This window comes from Paenibacillus sp. CFBP13512 (assembly GCF_005233705.1).
In the GTDB taxonomy this organism is placed as follows: domain Bacteria; phylum Bacillota; class Bacilli; order Paenibacillales; family Paenibacillaceae; genus Saccharibacillus; species Saccharibacillus nuruki.
Genome location: NZ_QGAD01000002.1, coordinates 248,112 through 265,298, shown reverse-complemented (window position 1 = coordinate 265,298; position 17,187 = coordinate 248,112). Strand labels below are relative to the sequence as shown.

At 38.2% G+C, this 17,187-nt stretch carries 10 protein-coding genes; 7 read left to right on the top strand and 3 right to left on the bottom strand.

Features of this window, described 5'->3' with window-relative positions; translation table 11 throughout:
* Window positions 1–241: 241 nt before the first annotated feature.
* Window positions 242–1,252, bottom strand: coding sequence for a LacI family DNA-binding transcriptional regulator (locus tag PaeCFBP13512_RS03510; protein ID WP_137221182.1), 1,011 nt, complete (start codon window positions 1,250–1,252; stop codon window positions 242–244).
* A gap of 234 nt (window positions 1,253–1,486) precedes the next feature.
* Here PaeCFBP13512_RS03510 and PaeCFBP13512_RS03505 point away from each other — a divergent pair, with 234 nt between their 5' ends.
* The 3 genes from PaeCFBP13512_RS03505 to PaeCFBP13512_RS03495 all read left to right on the top strand — a co-directional run bounded on the left by PaeCFBP13512_RS03505 (window position 1,487) and on the right by PaeCFBP13512_RS03495 (window position 7,194).
* Window positions 1,487–2,554 carry an NAD(P)-dependent alcohol dehydrogenase gene (locus PaeCFBP13512_RS03505; RefSeq protein ID WP_137221180.1) on the top strand — a complete coding sequence of 356 codons (1,068 nt, stop codon included), beginning with the start codon at window positions 1,487–1,489 and terminating at the stop codon, window positions 2,552–2,554.
* A 178-nt stretch (window positions 2,555–2,732) separates the two neighbouring features.
* Window positions 2,733–3,650, top strand: coding sequence for a PD-(D/E)XK nuclease family protein (locus PaeCFBP13512_RS03500; RefSeq protein ID WP_069326694.1), 918 nt, complete (start codon window positions 2,733–2,735; stop codon window positions 3,648–3,650).
* 28 nt (window positions 3,651–3,678) lie between these two features.
* The gene (locus tag PaeCFBP13512_RS03495; RefSeq protein WP_137221178.1) at window positions 3,679–7,194 is read left to right on the top strand and encodes a PAS domain S-box protein; all 3,516 of its coding nucleotides are present in this window, start codon (window positions 3,679–3,681) and stop codon (window positions 7,192–7,194) included.
* A gap of 84 nt (window positions 7,195–7,278) precedes the next feature.
* On the opposite strand, the gene infC is transcribed toward PaeCFBP13512_RS03495, so the two are convergent.
* On the bottom strand, window positions 7,279–7,761 hold the full coding sequence (infC, locus tag PaeCFBP13512_RS03490) for a translation initiation factor IF-3 (RefSeq protein WP_069326863.1): 483 nt from the start codon (window positions 7,759–7,761) through the stop codon (window positions 7,279–7,281).
* Window positions 7,762–7,898: 137 nt separating this feature from the next.
* On the opposite strand from infC, the gene PaeCFBP13512_RS03485 reads away from it, so the two are divergent.
* The 3 genes from PaeCFBP13512_RS03485 (at window position 7,899) to PaeCFBP13512_RS03475 (ending at window position 12,154) form a co-directional block, all read left to right on the top strand.
* Window positions 7,899–9,413, top strand: a complete 1,515-nt coding sequence (locus PaeCFBP13512_RS03485) for a copper amine oxidase N-terminal domain-containing protein (RefSeq protein WP_161594198.1) — start codon at window positions 7,899–7,901, stop codon at window positions 9,411–9,413.
* Between the two features lie 597 nt (window positions 9,414–10,010).
* The gene (locus PaeCFBP13512_RS03480) at window positions 10,011–10,991 is read left to right on the top strand and encodes a hypothetical protein (RefSeq protein WP_137221174.1); all 981 of its coding nucleotides are present in this window, start codon (window positions 10,011–10,013) and stop codon (window positions 10,989–10,991) included.
* A 182-nt stretch (window positions 10,992–11,173) separates the two neighbouring features.
* Window positions 11,174–12,154 carry an aldo/keto reductase gene (locus PaeCFBP13512_RS03475; protein ID WP_137221172.1) on the top strand — a complete coding sequence of 327 codons (981 nt, stop codon included), beginning with the start codon at window positions 11,174–11,176 and terminating at the stop codon, window positions 12,152–12,154.
* A gap of 79 nt (window positions 12,155–12,233) precedes the next feature.
* On the opposite strand, the gene PaeCFBP13512_RS03470 is transcribed toward PaeCFBP13512_RS03475, so the two are convergent.
* The gene (locus tag PaeCFBP13512_RS03470; protein ID WP_069326689.1) at window positions 12,234–12,947 is read right to left on the bottom strand and encodes an expansin EXLX1 family cellulose-binding protein; all 714 of its coding nucleotides are present in this window, start codon (window positions 12,945–12,947) and stop codon (window positions 12,234–12,236) included.
* Window positions 12,948–13,190: 243 nt separating this feature from the next.
* On the opposite strand from PaeCFBP13512_RS03470, the gene PaeCFBP13512_RS03465 reads away from it, so the two are divergent.
* Window positions 13,191–17,024, top strand: a complete 3,834-nt coding sequence (locus PaeCFBP13512_RS03465) for an S-layer homology domain-containing protein (protein WP_137221170.1) — start codon at window positions 13,191–13,193, stop codon at window positions 17,022–17,024.
* The last annotated feature ends 163 nt before the right edge of the window (window positions 17,025–17,187 follow it).

Below are 17,187 nucleotides of genomic sequence, written 5' to 3'. Positions count from 1 at the left end.
GAAAGTTAAGAAATGTGATATCTGTTATCTGGAATCGATACCACATTGTGAACCTAACTTTGCATATACAATGAATGACTTGGGACTGAGAAAAGGAAGATAAAGCTGTTAAATTGATAAATAATGTGAGGTTAACTAACTTATGAAGTGTCTTAGAAGAAGATTTATGTTGAAATCGTTTTGATATGAGACATTATATTACGTATCTTTTACAAATAACAAGTACAAATTTGAAATGAATTTAATTTATTTTTTTACAACTATCTCTTATGACTAGCTCATGCTGTAAAACGATATCTGTTTTTTGTTGTGTTTTAGGACGTGTAATTAATTTGTGTAGACTTTCTAATGAAATCTGTCCCATTTCATAAATGGGTTGTTGCATCGATGTGATTGCTGGACGAACAATATTAGTGATTGTACTACCATCAAAGCCGATAATCGAAATATCATCAGGAACATGTAATCCTTGATCGAGTGCACAGTTCAAAGCACCTACAGCCATATCATCACTTGCTGCAAACACAACTGTGGGGCGATTTGGAAGTGCAAGTAGTTCTTTCATCAATGCTTGTCCGCTAGGAAGCTTATAATCACCAAACTTAATATAATCAGGATTGATAGCGATCTCATGTTTGATCAAAGCGTCACGAAATCCATTGTATCGACTCTGCCCTGAAGTAATATCCTGTAGATCACCACCCAGATAAGAAATAGCTGTGTGACCTGCATCAATTAAGTACTCTGTAGCATCAAAAGCCGCCTGATAATCATCGATCAATACAGACATAAACGTAGGATCAGGAGATTTTACACTGGAAAATAAAATCGGCATCGTTGCATTTTGCACAAACGACACAATATCATCATTTGTTTTTTCATGCATAATAATAATGCCTTCTACTCTCATTTCCTGAAAAATATACAGGTACTTGAGTTCTTTACTCAGGTTCTCTGCAATATTGCAGACGATCAAGTTATAACCATATTTACTTGCATTTTCTTCAATACTACTCAAAATGGTCGAGTAGAAGTTGGAGGTAAGATCGGGAACGATAACACCAATCGTATTTGTTTTTTGTTTTTTGAGACTACGAGCAATATGGCTAGGGGAATATTTGAGTTCTTCAATTGCTTCATTTACTCGTGCCAGTACATCTTCGCTAACATATTTCTCACCGTTCAATACTCTGGATACACTGGTGACGGATACGCCGGCTCTTTTTGCAACATCTTTGATTTTGACAGTCATATCGCCAACTCCCTCAACTGGAAAAAAAGTAAGAGTATTTGTATCAAAAAGTACAATCGCTCTTTACCATATATTGACGAATCCCTGCATTTTCGTCAATCATTCCCTGAAATTAGCGAAGAGATGGATAGCCAATCATTTTAACTTCCAGCTATTAAATGTTAAACTATATCTGTAAGTAAGCGCTATCATATCACGAAATTTTGCAGATTGCTAGAGGGAGGAAAAAATTTTATGTCGAATCATGTTGAGATTCCCAAAACGATGAAAGCAGCTGTTATGACAGAGCCAGGTCACATCATTATCGAAGAAATTCCGGTTCCTAGACCTCAGCCAGATGAAGTATTAATTCAAGTAATTGCTGTAGGCGTATGCGGATCAGATGTACATTATTATGAGCATGGACGTATAGGTCCTTACGTGGTTGAAAAGCCTATTATTTTGGGACATGAATGTGCAGGAATAGTAGTGAGTACAGGTGAAAAAGTGTCACGTTTTAACGTCGGAGATCGAGTCGCTATCGAACCGGGAGTAACGTGTGGACATTGTGAATATTGCAAAGAAGGACGTTATAATTTGTGTCCAGAGGTGCAATTTTTGGCGACACCGCCTGTTGATGGAGCATTTGTTCAATATATTGTGATGCGTCAGGACTTTGTTTTTCCTATTCCAGAAAATCTTTCTTTTGAAGAAGCCGCTATGAATGAACCTTTTTCAGTAGGAATTCATGCCGCTAGACGTTGTCATCTACAGCCCGGTTCTACAATAGCCATTATGGGAATGGGACCTGTTGGATTAATGGCTGTGGCTGCTGCCAAATGTTTTGGAGCTACACGTATTATCGTCACTGATCTAGAACCGGTACGACTAGAAGCTGCTCGCAAAATGGGTGCAACTGAAGTGATCAATGTCAGAGAAGAAGATGCTGTTGCCAAGATCAAAGAGTTAACGGGTGGCAGAGGCGTCGATGTCGCATGGGAAACAGCAGGAAATCCTAAAGCATTACAAAGTGCGTTATCATCTATTCGCCGTGGTGGGAAATTAGTGATTGTTGGATTGCCTCCACAAGATCAGATTCCTATTAATGTGCCTGCGATTGCGGATAATGAGATCGATATCTATGGTGTGTTCCGTTATGCCAATACATACCCGATGGGAATTGAATTTCTCTCTTCAGGTAAAGTGGATGCCAACATCATAATTACAGACAAATATCCATTATCTCAAACTCAAGAAGCCATGGAACGAGCGATCCATCACAAAAATGCCAGCCTCAAAATTATTGTTTATCCAAATGAGTGAATAATACTTCATAAAAATCGGTAGTGCCTATAGGTGCTACCGATTTTTTTGTCATTAGAAAAACTCTATAATTCTTCTGATAAAATAACTAGAATAGCCTCGTTATTAGCTCAATATTTGTTATAATTTAAACTATGATGACAATCTATAGTTCAAAGTCATAGAAAGGCTGTATGGCATGGCAAAATACCCGCAATGGTCTTATTCTCAATCTCGAGCAAATATGTTCGATGAATGTTTACGCAAATATTATTTTCACTACTATGCTGCTCATAATGGTTGGAGTGAAAAGCTGGGCTCAGAAGAACAAGTCCATGCTTATCGTTTAAAACAATTACGCAACTTCTATCTATTATTTGGTGATCTGGCTCATCGGATGTGTGAATCAGCACTTCGCCAATGGGAAGAATCACAAACGGCTCCAAGACAAGCATTTTTGTTAGAGCAAATGCGTAAATTATTGAATGAAGCATATATTCAATCTCAAGATGTAGAAGCTTGGTTGAATAATCCTAAATACCATACAATGCTTTCCGAAATATATTACGGTGACGATACATTGAATAGCCGAATAGCTACGATTAAGCAGCGGCAAGAAGAATGTATTCGTCATTTATACGATACGTTGACATGGAAAGAAGTTACACGGTCGGATATGAAGATTTTAGAAATTGAAAAATGGGATACGATGATATTATTCGATACTAAAGTCTATGTGAAAATGGATTTATTGTATCGTAAACCGGATGGTACCGTAGTGATTGTTGATTGGAAAACAGGACGTGAAGACGATTTCTCAGATCAACTGTATCTGTATGCTTCGTATGTAAAAGAAAAGTACAATATGCCACTGGAGAAAATCCAGATTCGTGTTGAATATCTGGTAACAGGCGAATATAAAGAATATCGGATTACTTCGGAAGATATTATTAAAGTGGAACAAAGTATTGGTCGATATATTGAAGAAATGAAGTCTTGTTTGGATGATGATTATTACAATCGTCCCAAGCCAGAATCCTTTTTTACACCGATGCCTTCACAGCGAAAGTGTAAAGACTGCAATTTTCGTGAAATTTGCGAATTTAGGGCGGTATGAATAGTGATGATTAAAGGAGGATGGGTTTGTGTTTAATGCTTCTACCCCAGAAGAATCTGTACTAGCCCATATGTATGCCAATACCCCCGAAGGTATTGCGATATTTTCTGCGCAAGGGCAATGCGTACAAGCCAATCCTGCATTATGCCGAATATTAAAATATGAAGAGTCCGAATTACGGAATCTTTTAACAATATGGAATGTAGCTGATGAATGGCTAACAGATCAAGTAAAACATAGCACCACCACAGAAAAAGTAGAACGTCGTTGGATGAACGCTGACCATGTCCCTGTGTGGTTATCTATACATGTTTCTTATGTATTCTCAGATCAGGAACAGCAGTTACAATACATGATGATGTACATTACAGTCGTGCAAGATCGGGAAGCCGAAGATTTATATTCGATGATTGTACGTAATTCTTCCAGTATTGTTTCTGTGAGTGGGGCCGATGGCAATATTCAATATGTCTCGCCTTCAGTCAAAAAGATTTTGGGATATGAACCGTCTGAAATGGTTTCTCGAATGAGAATGGAATACTACCATGAAGAAGACGCACAAGAAATGTACCAACCTGGAAGTATGTATGCAGATGACAGAACATTTATAAGACGTGTCAAACATAAAGATGGTCATTATATGTGGTTAGAAATTTTTACACAATTAATGCGAAATGATCAGGGTGAAGTAGAAAAAGTACTGGCTATCGCTCAAGATGTCACCAAGCAAAAGTCAGAAGAAGATATTATTGCTCATGCGCATCGGATGGCTTTACTGGGTGCATGGAATTGGGATCTACAAGGAAATACGATTCACTTTTCGAAAGATATTCGCCGAATCTATGCCAAAAGTATAAAAGCCGTTGAAGATAATCTTGATTCGTATCTGGCGGTTGTTCATCCCAAAGATGTAGAGCAAGTAAAGTATTGTATCGAAAAGGCTATTCACCAAAAAACAAGCGAAGAAATGCGCTACCGGATTCGGTTACCCGGCAATGTACAGAAAGTGATTCATGGATACTGGGAAGCGACGCTTGATAAAGAGACTCAGCAACCATTGCAGTTGATAGGACTGGCTCAAGATATTACAGAACATTACCTGATTAGCGAGCAATTGCGTGAAAGCGAACAGAAATACCGTATCATTACCGAGCATTCATTAGATATGATTTCCCGTCATGCTGATGATGAACACTCGACTTTTCTATATGTCTCTCCTGCTTGTCGATTGATTCTTGGCTATGAAGCAGAAGAATTGATCGGAGGCCCGGGGTATAGTCATATTCACAAAGAAGATTTACCGTTATTTGTTCATTTTCTTAAAGGTGTACGAGAGCAAAAAAATGAAAAAGAAACGGTTGTTTTTCGTTGCCGTCACAAAAAAGGACATTATGTCTGGTTAGAAACGACAAGCCGGTATGTGTACAGCCCAGAGGGAGATGCCTATGGATATACAGCAGTCTCCAGAGATATTACCGAACGCAAACATTTAGAAATGGTTCTTCAAGATAATGAACATCGCTACCGTTCTTTATTTGAAAATAATCCTTCCGGTGTATGTGCAGTTGATCTCAAAGGGCATTTTATCTCGGTAAATAGTAGTCTGGAAGAAATTACAGGGTATTCTCGGTATCACTTAATCGGGCAACCGATATTGTCTTTATTTGAAGAAAGTAGTATTAAGCGTGTCATCCATCATGCTAAATTAGCAAGACAAGGAATCCCGCAGACGTATGAATTAAATGTATATCGTCAAGATGGTTCACTATTTCCTGCCAACATTACCAATGTACCGATTGTAGCTCATGGGGAAGTTATCGGATTATACGGAATCGTGACTGAAATTACAGAATTAAAGCAATATATTCATCAGATTGAACGCTTAAGTAATGAGCATTCTCTTATTTTAAATGCAGTATCCGAAGGTATCTTTAGTATCAATAGCGAAGGCGAAGGAATGTTTATTAACCACGCTGGTGCAATGATGCTAGGGCTGGATATTGAAGATCATTTATCCGATTCTACACGTACGAATCAAATTCGTAACTGGGGTATTCAAGATGATGATGTGTTAGGTGAAGAATCTTCTATTATTCAAGCAATCCGCCAAGGTAAACCCAATCAAGAAGAAGAAACAGTCTTTTGGAAAAAAGATGGGTCTAGCTTTCTGGCTGCTTATCAGGTGACACCTGTTATAGATCATGGAGAACAACGGGGGGCAGTAATTGTATTCCGTGATATTACAGGGGAAAAAGAAATTATTCGAGCCAAAGAATCAGCAGAACGCGCAGATCGAGCGAAGTCTGAGTTTTTGTCTGTGATGAGTCATGAATTACGTACACCGATGAATGGCATTATTGGCATGAGTGGACTGCTTGCAGATACAGAATTGGATGAACAACAGCAAGGGTATCTGGATATTGTCTGCAACAGTAGCGAGACATTATTGCATTTGTTAAACGAAATTCTGGATTTCAGTAAAGTCGAAGCTGGGAAAATGACACTGAATACAGAGCCCTTTAATTTACGATCGATTTTGGATAATGTACAAGAATTATTTACATTTAAAGCACAAGATAAGCAGTTGGATTTGGTATTTGAGATGGATGAGTCGATACCACACTGGATGGTAGGAGATGCAGGTCGTATCCGACAAGTGCTTGTGAATCTGGTTGGAAATGCGATTAAATTTACAGAGACAGGTTCAGTTACTGTACATGTTCGTCCGTTAGAACGTGAAGAAGGACAGTCTGCGATTTGTGAAGAGTTATGGTTAGAATTCTCAGTTAAAGATACAGGAATCGGGATTCCCATTCATCAGCAATCCCAGTTATTTCAACCGTTCTCCCAATTGCATCCTGTGTTAAATCGGAAGTATGGAGGAACAGGCTTAGGATTATCTATTTGTAAAAAGCTAGTTGAGTTGATGGGTGGAAGTATCGATGTAACCAGTGACGAGAATAGGGGCGCTACATTCTACTTTGTATTGAAATTAGAAGTATCTGCTGAATTGAACGATCTCGCTGTTTTGCCTTTAGATATAGAATCACGCTCTAACCCGATTCGATTATTAGAAGATGTACAGGTCACTTCCGAATATTATCCTATGCGTATTCTAGTGGCAGAAGATTATGTGGCGAATCAGAGAGTATTACTTGCCATGCTAAGTAAATATGGTTATGAAGCTGATCTGGTAACCGATGGACAACAAGCGGTACAGCAAGCCACAGAATCCCATTATGATCTTATTTTTATGGATGTGCAGATGCCGAATATGAACGGAATAGAAGCGACTCAGCACATTCATAATTATTATACAGCTCAAGACATGCCGATCATTATTGGAGTTACTGCTTTTGCAAGAAAAGAAGATCGGGAACGTTGCCTGACAGCAGGAATGAATGATTTTATCAGTAAGCCGGTTATCACTGCGGATCTACAAAGAGTCTTATCTCAATGGAGTCAGCATATTCATCATCGTGTAGATTCATTTGCTGCTCGTTCTCAATCTTCTTTACAGTTTGAAAAAGATCATCAAGAATAAAAACAGGCACACTCAAGCTAATAAAAGAGCGTAATTCTCCTATAGATCAGGAGAATACGCTTTTTTGTTATTTCTTAAATCCGTTTATTCGTTTAAAGGATCAATTTGTACCATAGATTGCTTACCACTGACCTGAATCCCTGTTTTAGCTTTACCTGATGATTGAAGATCACGCAATAATTCTTCAATAATCGTTTTAGCTTTAGCCGATTCTTTACTACCTTGTGTTTTGACAACCAGTAATACAGCATTATGCGATTGTAGGATACGTTCAGCCTGATTCTTTTTCGTTTCATAATCGTGATCTTCGATATTAGCGGTTAAGCGAATTTCTTTGATTTTAACGGGTTTATCACTTTTTTTGGATTGTTGTTTATTTTGTTTAGCGGCACCTGCTGAGATCAATTGACAAGGAGGTGGGCTACTATAAAGAGAAGTACAGACAAGATCAACTTTTAGTTGTTTAGCCATTTGCAAAGCTTCAGCTGTAGGTACAATCCCCAGGTCTTCTCCGTTGATTCCTGTTAACTGCACTTCAATTGCTTTAATTTTTTCATTTTTAATCACTTTTTTATCCTCCAAAACCATATTTATTCGTCCTACTTAGTATACAATAGCATCATTTGATGACGATATTGAGGTTTTACAAATATAACTTTAACTGGGATAATGAAAAAGAAATATATTATCGAAAGGGGAACATTATGAAAAATAGAAAATGGGTTATCATGCCGCTAGTACTGCTCCTTGTCCTGTTGTCAGGTTGTCAGGCTGTAGGTAATCTAGACATCAATAGTGCCATGGTTGGTGATCTTAATGTAAAATCGATCGAAACCAAACAATCGCTTGCAGTTCAATTAACACCTGTTTCAACAGCGTCGGCAGAAGAGCGCAAAATAGCAACCGTTTTGAACGGAATGCAATTGAACATCAATCATGCCAAACTTCAAGAAAACGGAAATGTTTCGGTTGAAGGTGGTATCGCTTACAGCGGAATGACATTACCTTTCCAAATGTTTATGGATACGAAAGGAGTCACGATTGCGTTGTCTGGTGCGCAAAAGCCATTATACATACCTCTAACTACAGAAGAACAAATGGCTTTTTTACCTGCTAGTCTAACAATGAAACAAATTGAAGATCAAGCGAAAGAGTTGATTACCAAATCAGCTAGCTTATTTTTCAAACATGCTCCTAACCCATCCAATGTCACTGTTGATTCTGTGACTCAAGAAGTGTATGGAGAGTCTGTAGATTTGACTCATTTGCATATTGAACTTACCGGTGAAGAATTTATCGGATTGGTTAAGCCTTTCTTAACAAGTATCTCTACGGATGAAGCGGGCTGGCGTGATCTGTTAGCTACGTTGTATGACTTTATCACGTATGCGGAATCACAAATGAGTGATGAAGAAAAAGATTCTGTATCTTACTTCACTTTGGATCAGACAAAAGCTGAATTTGTTAACGAATCGTATGCTGAGGTTCAATCGTTTTTGAAAGATGTATTGTCTGAATATGATAAATATTTGAAAGAAGTCTCTGCTGAGCCTGAATTCAAAACGATTTTCGGTACAAATACACGTCTTACATTAGATCTTTATTTTGATAAAGATATGCATACCCGTAAGCAAATTGTAGACTTAACAGTCGCTTTGCCTAGTTCTGAGTATGTGCCTTACAGTATGTTTAATCTGCATACCGAAAATGAAAACTGGAATGTAGATGGAAATATTGTCGCTGATCCGATTGCAACACCTAATGGTGTTCTAGATGTCACTTCCAAAGATTTTACACCAGGTGCGTTATTGCGCAGCTTCGATACGACTTCACCTGTGTATTTGTTATTACATGATGTCGCAGGGATTGCTAACAAATCGATCTATATCGATAAAGATTCATCTTATTCTTCATACGATGTAGTGACTAAAGATCGTGTGTTACTAATGTCAGTTAAACAGTTAGCTGAAGAATTTGATGCTAAGTTCACATGGAACCCAACAACCAAAACAATCACACTGACTGATGATATTACTGGCGCTGTGACTACACTTCACTTGAATTCCAACAAAGCTGTAACTGATGGAACTACGAAAACAATGACACATAAAGTGGTCAAAATTAAAGGCGTTACTTATGTACCGGTACGTTCTGTAGCTGAGATTTTGGGAGCTAAAGTTACTTCTGAATCTTCTTATGTTGTTGTCGAACGTAAATAATAGTTACTCAATAAATAGTTATGAGAAGAAGGATATTCTACTTATGTAGAATATCCTTTTTTGGTCTTCTTATATGAGTCAAAAGAATCAAATCCCTATTTTTTCCAAAAAAAGTATTGCAAAAGTGTTCACACTGACTATAGAATAAAGCGTCAACATCTTAATAAGTTAATTAGTAAATAGTGGTTATTTGGTAGTAATATACAAACTACATAATATAATAATAGACGCCACAAGTACTATGTCTTATTTATTAGTTGTATTCTAAATGGGGTAAGAAAGGAGGAGTACAGATAAATTTGTATTCAATAACACTATTTTTTAATTACTTATTACCTAGTAAAATTTAACTATAAAAACTTTTTTTATGATAAATGTGTCAAAGTTTGGAAAAACGGTTATTAACCACTTATGAATATGTAACTTAATTAGATGTCCAACAGATCGTTTTTTGGGGGAAACAAAGAAGTAGATTCTAAACAATAATTGTACTCTATGCACAGCCCGCAGAACTGTGTACTACCAGTATTCTGAATAGATCATTTCTACGTCTAGCTATCCCACGTAAGACTAATATTTTAAAGGGGAGATTGAACAATGGGATTGCTTAAATTGAAAAAAACGGGTGCGGTATTACTTGGTGCATTATTGATGGGGACTGTATATCAAGGCGGAACGGCACATGCGCTAAATTACAGCAATGATGTAGTACCTGTATTAAGTTCAAATACTGGAACAAATGGTACAGCAAGTGCAAGTGCTGAAGAAGTTGGTCATGAAGCATGGAAAGCATTTGACGATAATTCTACTCCAGAAAGCACATGGAAAGCTCCTGCTGGTTCATCCTCTCAGTTGATTTATCAATTTAACACTAAAAAAGTAATCACTCAATATACAGTGCAAGCAGATACGTACGATACATCTGAAGCACCAAAAAAATGGCAGTTAGCAGGTAAGATCGGTAAGAACTGGCTTGTGCTAGACGAACAGTCGAATCAGACTCAGTGGCAACCAGGTCAGACCAAGTCGTATACGATTTCTAATGATACAGCTTATACAGCATACGCTCTATTTATTTCTTCCAACAACGGTGGATCATCTGTAGCCGTTAGCGAATTAGAATTATACGAATTTGGAGATAATGCGAATCTGGTACCTGCCGCTAACTCTATGGTATCTGTCGAAGGTGGAGCATATGCTTCAGTGAATGAAGATACAGCATGGAAAGCATTTGATCATAATACAGGATCAGATAGTTACTGGGAATCAGACAACGATAACTTTATAGATGCAACACTTCAATATACGTTTGATGCTCCTCAAGTTGTTAAAGGGTATTCATTAACACTGGCGAACAAATCGACTGCTCCTGTGTTTTGGACACTGGTAGGTAGTAACGATGGTGAACAGTGGGAAGAAATCTTGCATGATGTTAAATCTTCTTATCGCTGGGAAGTCGGTCAGAAAAAAATCTACGAAATAGACAATACCAAAGCTTACAAGACGTACAAAGTGATTTTTGATCGTAATTCAGGACCTTCTACAGTAGCTGTAAGTGAATTTGAATTATTCCAATAAATTAAATAACAATAGCATAGATGGTAAGCAAAAGAAGGGATTCGTTTTTAGAATCTCTTCTTTTTTGCATATCTTTGCATATCATAGGGACGATCAGAAGAGATTGCTATTGTATTTAGCATCACAAGTATGAGAGTATAGATGTGTTAAAAGCGCTATCATTTGATAGGAGGAACATAACAATGACTAAAGTAATGCCACTTGCTAAACGTGGAATTTCAAATAGCCGTCTTGCCTTAGGGTGTATGCCGTTTGGTGGAGGCTGGGATGCAGAACCTTTTACAGAGCAACATGTGAAAGAAGCGGAATCAGCCGTTGAAGCGGCTTTATCGATCGGAATTACGATGTTCGATCACGCTGATATCTATACTAAAGGGAAAGCAGAGCAAGTTTTTGGACGTGTACTGCAATCTAGACCTGATCTACGTGAACAAATCGTCATTCAATCTAAATGTGGTATTCAATTGGGTGAAGGCGATCTACCGGGTCGATTTAACTTTTCGAAAGAGCATATTCTTCATTCCGTAGATGGTAATTTGGAGCGCTTAGGCATTGATTATCTAGATGTATTGTTGTTACATCGTCCTGATCCATTGGTTGAACCGGAAGAAGTGGCAGAAGCTTTTGCCAAATTAAAATCTTCAGGTAAAGTACGTTATTTTGGTGTATCCAACATGAGCGCTTCTCAGATCAAATTTTTACAACAAGCGATTCCTGATTCCTTTGCAGTCAATCAATTGGAAATGAGTCTAAATCATCTTCATTTTGTGGATCATGTGGTGCATGTGAATCAACAAGCAGGTACAGAAGTGAACTTTGCTGAAGGATTAATGGAATACTGCCGGACAGAAGATATTCAATTGCAAGCTTGGAGTCCACTAGCACAAGGTAAATTCTCTGGCCGTGATATCAAAGATGAGCCTAAACATATTCAACAAACAGCTCAATTGGTACAACAAATGGCAGCAGACAAAGAAACAACAGCAGAAGCGATAGTATTAGGATGGTTAATGTATCATCCAGCTATGATTCAACCGATTATTGGTACATCTAATCCAGAACGCATCAAAGCTTGTGCAGATGCAGAACGTCAAGCAAGCCTGATGACACGGGATGAATGGTATACTTTATATGTAAGTGCACGCGGAACATTATTACCTTAAATTTGGTTCAATGATTATTAAGCGCAGTGATGATCTCCTTTACAGGCGGTCATTCCTGCGCTTATTTTTTTGCCAAAGATCAATCAGGAAATTGAGCTTTACCCGCTACGATATAAGGGCTAGATGTCGCTTCGCTAGGCAATGCTTGTAAGGTATCAGTTACGACTTTGCCACGGATATCGGTTATACGTACGTTTAGAGGTTGATTCCCCATTTGCTCACCGACAAAATGGTTGTAATCCGTTTTGGGTAAGCTGATCCATTGACCTGCTTTTTCATATTCAAATTTCATGACTGGGTATTTGTGATTGCGAACTTGAATAGCTGCCCACCACTGGCTACTTCCTTCTTTGATCCGATAGCTAAAGTTACCTGTAATTGGCGCTTTAACTACTTTCCATTGAATATCGATTTTGCCTTTAGACATATCTCCGATTGCTGCAAAGGCATTGTGTGATAAATCTAAAGCTCCGCTAGGTCCTTCAGGGTAAAGATCAGTCACATAGACGGTTGTTTTACCGAGTGGTCCTTGCACTTCTAAGTAAGCACCGGCTAATGCAGCTTTGACCCCACCATAATTCATTTGAGTAGGATTAAGGGCTGTAATGTAGGCAGTGGAAGGAATAGGGTCAAGTAAAACAGCTCCACCTGAATATCCTGATCCTGTGTAAGTGGCATATCCTTTATAGGTATCGTTCCATGCTGCTGAAGCTGGTAAAGCAAATACTAATAGACCGAGTACAATCAACAGACTGGCTGTGCTCCATTTGCGTGTTGTCCGTGGCACATTCATTTGTATTCCTCCTTAGAGTATCCTTGATACCTATAAAATATAATTTTAATAATAGATATCATTTACTTTATGAATAAATATACTATAAATTCCAGAAGGTTACAAATGATCCGACAAATAAAAATAAGGAAGTGCACGCTATAAATATATTGATTTTACATTTAAATGAATTATTCTTTATCCTTTTATGATAATTTAGTGTAGTACATAGAATTTTAACAAATGAAATGGGGAATATAGTGTATGGTGCAGTGGAAAAAGAAAATAAGTATAGGGGTATCTACAAGTGTATTGGTCACATCATTGTGGTCTGGAATATCTGTTGGTGGTTATAATGTCGCATCAGCAGCCGATCAAAGTGAACAGGTATCAGATACTGTAGTTCAACAACAAATCCATCCCAATGTAGTATTTACAAATGCTCTTCGTCAGACTGTGAGTCAAAATGTATATACAGTGATGCCGATTAACGAGGTGCGGACTCAATCTTTAGGAGATACTGTATCTACTCATGGAGTGATTACGTATCGAGAAGAAACGGGTAGCGGGTATAGCAACCTCTATCTTCAAGATGGAACAGCAGGTCTTGTGATACGTGGACAGAATTTACCGGGTACGGAAGGACAAGAAATCGAAGTTCGTGGTAAATTAACGGCTTATAGAGCGTTATTGCAAATCGAAGCGTCTGCTAGCGCAGTGAATATTACGAATGCATCGATTCAGTTACCTGCTCCGCAAACAGTGGTGGGTACTGATTTTGTAACAGGAAATACATATGAAGCTCAATTAATCAGTGTGCCTAATGTGACGATCGTTAGCAAAAGCGGTAGTAATTATACGGTAAAAGATGCTACAGGTACATTTATTATCTATACAGCTAATCCATGGTTAGAAGTAGGTGAAGTCTATACCCGTATTACAGGCGTGATGTCTCGCTACAATAATACATTTGAATTGATACCACGTTCTACAGCAGATATTGAAGGAGGGACACCTCCGGTTATTCAACCTCCGTTGCAATTACGTATTCATGATATTCAAGGTGCTGCTCAGCGATCTCCTTATGAAGGTAAAGAGGTACAGCAGGTTGAAGGTATCGTAACCATGGTCAAAGGCAAAACAAGCTTTTATCTACAAGAATTGGATGATCACGTTGATACAAATGAAGGCACTTCTGAAGGCATATTAGTCTATCGTTCCGCTCATGGGCTAAAAGTAGGCGATAAAGTGAGTGTAGATGGAAGTATTAAAGAGTATCAAGAATTAGGCTACGCAGATGCAGCTGATCTTACCACAACAGAAATTGTTGCATCCGCTATTCGTCTGCAAGCTTCTAATCAACCGTTACCTGCTCCGATCATTCTAGGTCAACAAGGACGAAGTATTCCAAATCAAATTGCTGCTAGCAACGGATTAACAGCATATGATCCGACGCAATATAGTATTGATTTTTATGAGAGTCTAGAAGGGATGCGGATTCAGTTAAATGATGCATCTATTATAGGGCCATATACGTATGAGATTCCTGTCACTGTAGATTTGAAATCTTCTCCGCTGGTAACGCCAGCAGGCGGACTTGTGATCGATAACAATCAATGGAATGCCAAACGATTGCTCATTAGTGCGAAGCCTACACAAACGGTGAGTACAGGTGATCAATTTGCTGGAGCCCTAAACGGAATTATGAGTTACAGTTATAGCAATTTTAAAGTATTACCTGAAGGAGCATTACCACCTGTGATCGATAATGGATTGCAACGTGAAGTGTCTACTCTTCAAAGTGGAAGTAAACAGTTAACGATCGCTTCTTTTAATGTAGAGAACTTTTGGAATAATCCCAAAGATCAAGAAAAAACAGCACGAATTGCAGATGATGTTGTCAACCATCTTCGTAATCCTGATATTCTGGGATTGATGGAAGTTCAAGATAATAATGGAGAGACCAATGATGGCACAACAGATGCGAGTCAGAGCTTTGGTGCATTGATCAAAGATATTCAGCTTGCAGGTGGACCGACCTATCAATATGCCAGTATATCTCCACAAGATCAGCAAGACGGTGGTGCACCCGGTGGGAATATTCGAGTAGGATTTTTGTATAATCCAGAACGAGTAAGCTTACCTGTAGCTTCAAATGGTGCAGGTAATTCAGTAACAGCTGCCACTTATACAGCTAATGGACTGAACTATAATCCAGTACGGATTGCGCCGAGCGATGAAGCTTTTGCCAGTTCACGCAAATCATTAGCCGCTCAATTTGTATTTAATGGAGAACAAGTCATTGTTATTGCGAATCATTTCAACTCTAAAGGTGGAGATCAGGCATTATATGGTAGTATTCAGCCACCTGTACGTAGTAGTGAAATTCAACGTGCCAAGCAAGCAAGTCTATTAAATCAATTTGTAAAGCAGACACTGGCTCAAAACAGTCAAGCTAATATTGTATTGTTAGGGGATTTTAATGATTTTCAATTTTCCAATACACTTGATGTGTTAAAAGGAAAAGAGTTAACCAACCTTGTAGATACATTACCTGCTAATGAACGTTACTCCTATGTATATGAAGGCAATTCGCAGACACTGGATCATATTCTAATGACTTCAAAGATCGCTAACCGTGCTCAATTAGACATTGTGCATATCAATTCTGATTTTATGGAAGCCGATGGACGAGTAAGTGATCATGATCCATTATTAGCTAGAATTGATTTTAGTAAAAAAGATTCAGACAAAGATGATAAAACAAGACCGGGATCCGATAACAGCAGTGGAAATAATAGCGGAGGATCAGGAACAACTAATCCTTCTACTGATAATCCTACTTTACCAACAATCCCGACTGCACCTGAATATGAAGGGCTATCTACTAATCGAGCCATAGCCAGCTGGAGCATGCCTACCACAGTGAATACAAACACTAATAATACTGTCGTAGCTTCTACAACATTAACAGCGACGATGCTCAATGATATGCTAAATCGTACCGATGGAGCCAATACATTACGTCTTTCGCTCAAAGGAGATCAAGCAGCTACTACGTATCAATTGCAGTGGGAAGCTGCTGTACAACAATCGTTAACCACTCAAACGACAATCGATCAGATTATCCTATCTACACCGATTGGTACGTATGAATTACCTGTCTCGATGATTGAGCAACAGACATTAGCTCCAAATGAGAAGTTTATTCTAGATCTATCTAATGCTAGTCCAGCAGTCAATCAAGCAAAACAAGCTGGTTATGATGTACGTACAGCTGTTGATTTTGACGGATATATTTTAGATAGGCAGAACAATAAACATTCTATGCAGTCATTTGATCAATATATCAAACGTTCGATCATCAGTTCCAATGTGAATGCCGCTAATCGTCTCGCTGTTGTGCGCGCCGAATCAGCTGTGAATGGAAACATTTCGTATACACCTGTTCCATTTACAATTGCTAATGGAGAAGTAACAATCTATAGCCGTAGCAATAGTACGTATCTGATTCTCAATCGAAGTGAGTCTTTATTAAAAGATATATCCGGTCACTGGGCACAAGCCGATATTCAATCATTTGTTGATCGGATGATTGTCACAGGCACAGGGCATAATCAGTTCGAACCTGCGCGTATGGTTACACGTGCTGAACTGGCGACATTATTAACTAGAACACTGGGTTTAGCCCAAATGAATACTTCTACTTCGCAAACTCCCTTTACTGATGTGAAGTCTACAGCTTGGTATTCTGATTCTGTAAATACAGCTGTTAAAGCAGGATTGATGTTGGGTGATTCTAAAGGTACGTTCCGTCCACAATCAGCAGTGACACGTGAAGAACTAGCTGTTATTTTGGAGAGAACCTTATCATTTATCAGTCAGAGTCCAGCGGAGTTGTCTTCAAATCCAGTCATTTCTTTTAAAGATAGAGATCAAGCTTCTTCATGGTCACGTTCTGCAATACAACGGATAAGTAATGAAGGTATTTTAAAAGGGAATCCATCCCAACAATTTCAGCCAAAGGAAAATCTAACACGTGCTGATAGCATTGTAGCGTTAAGTCGCATATTGCAGAAAATAAATAGAGATAAATAAAATTTAAATGATCCAAAATAGGGAACAAATGTTCCTTTTATGGGATAAATATACTAAATGATGACAGAAAAATAGGTTTTGTAACCAAAATGTAATATTTTATTTTTTACTTTTTTTGCAAATTTAATTAAAGAAAAAAATGAAAAAATCTGCATTCCTCGCA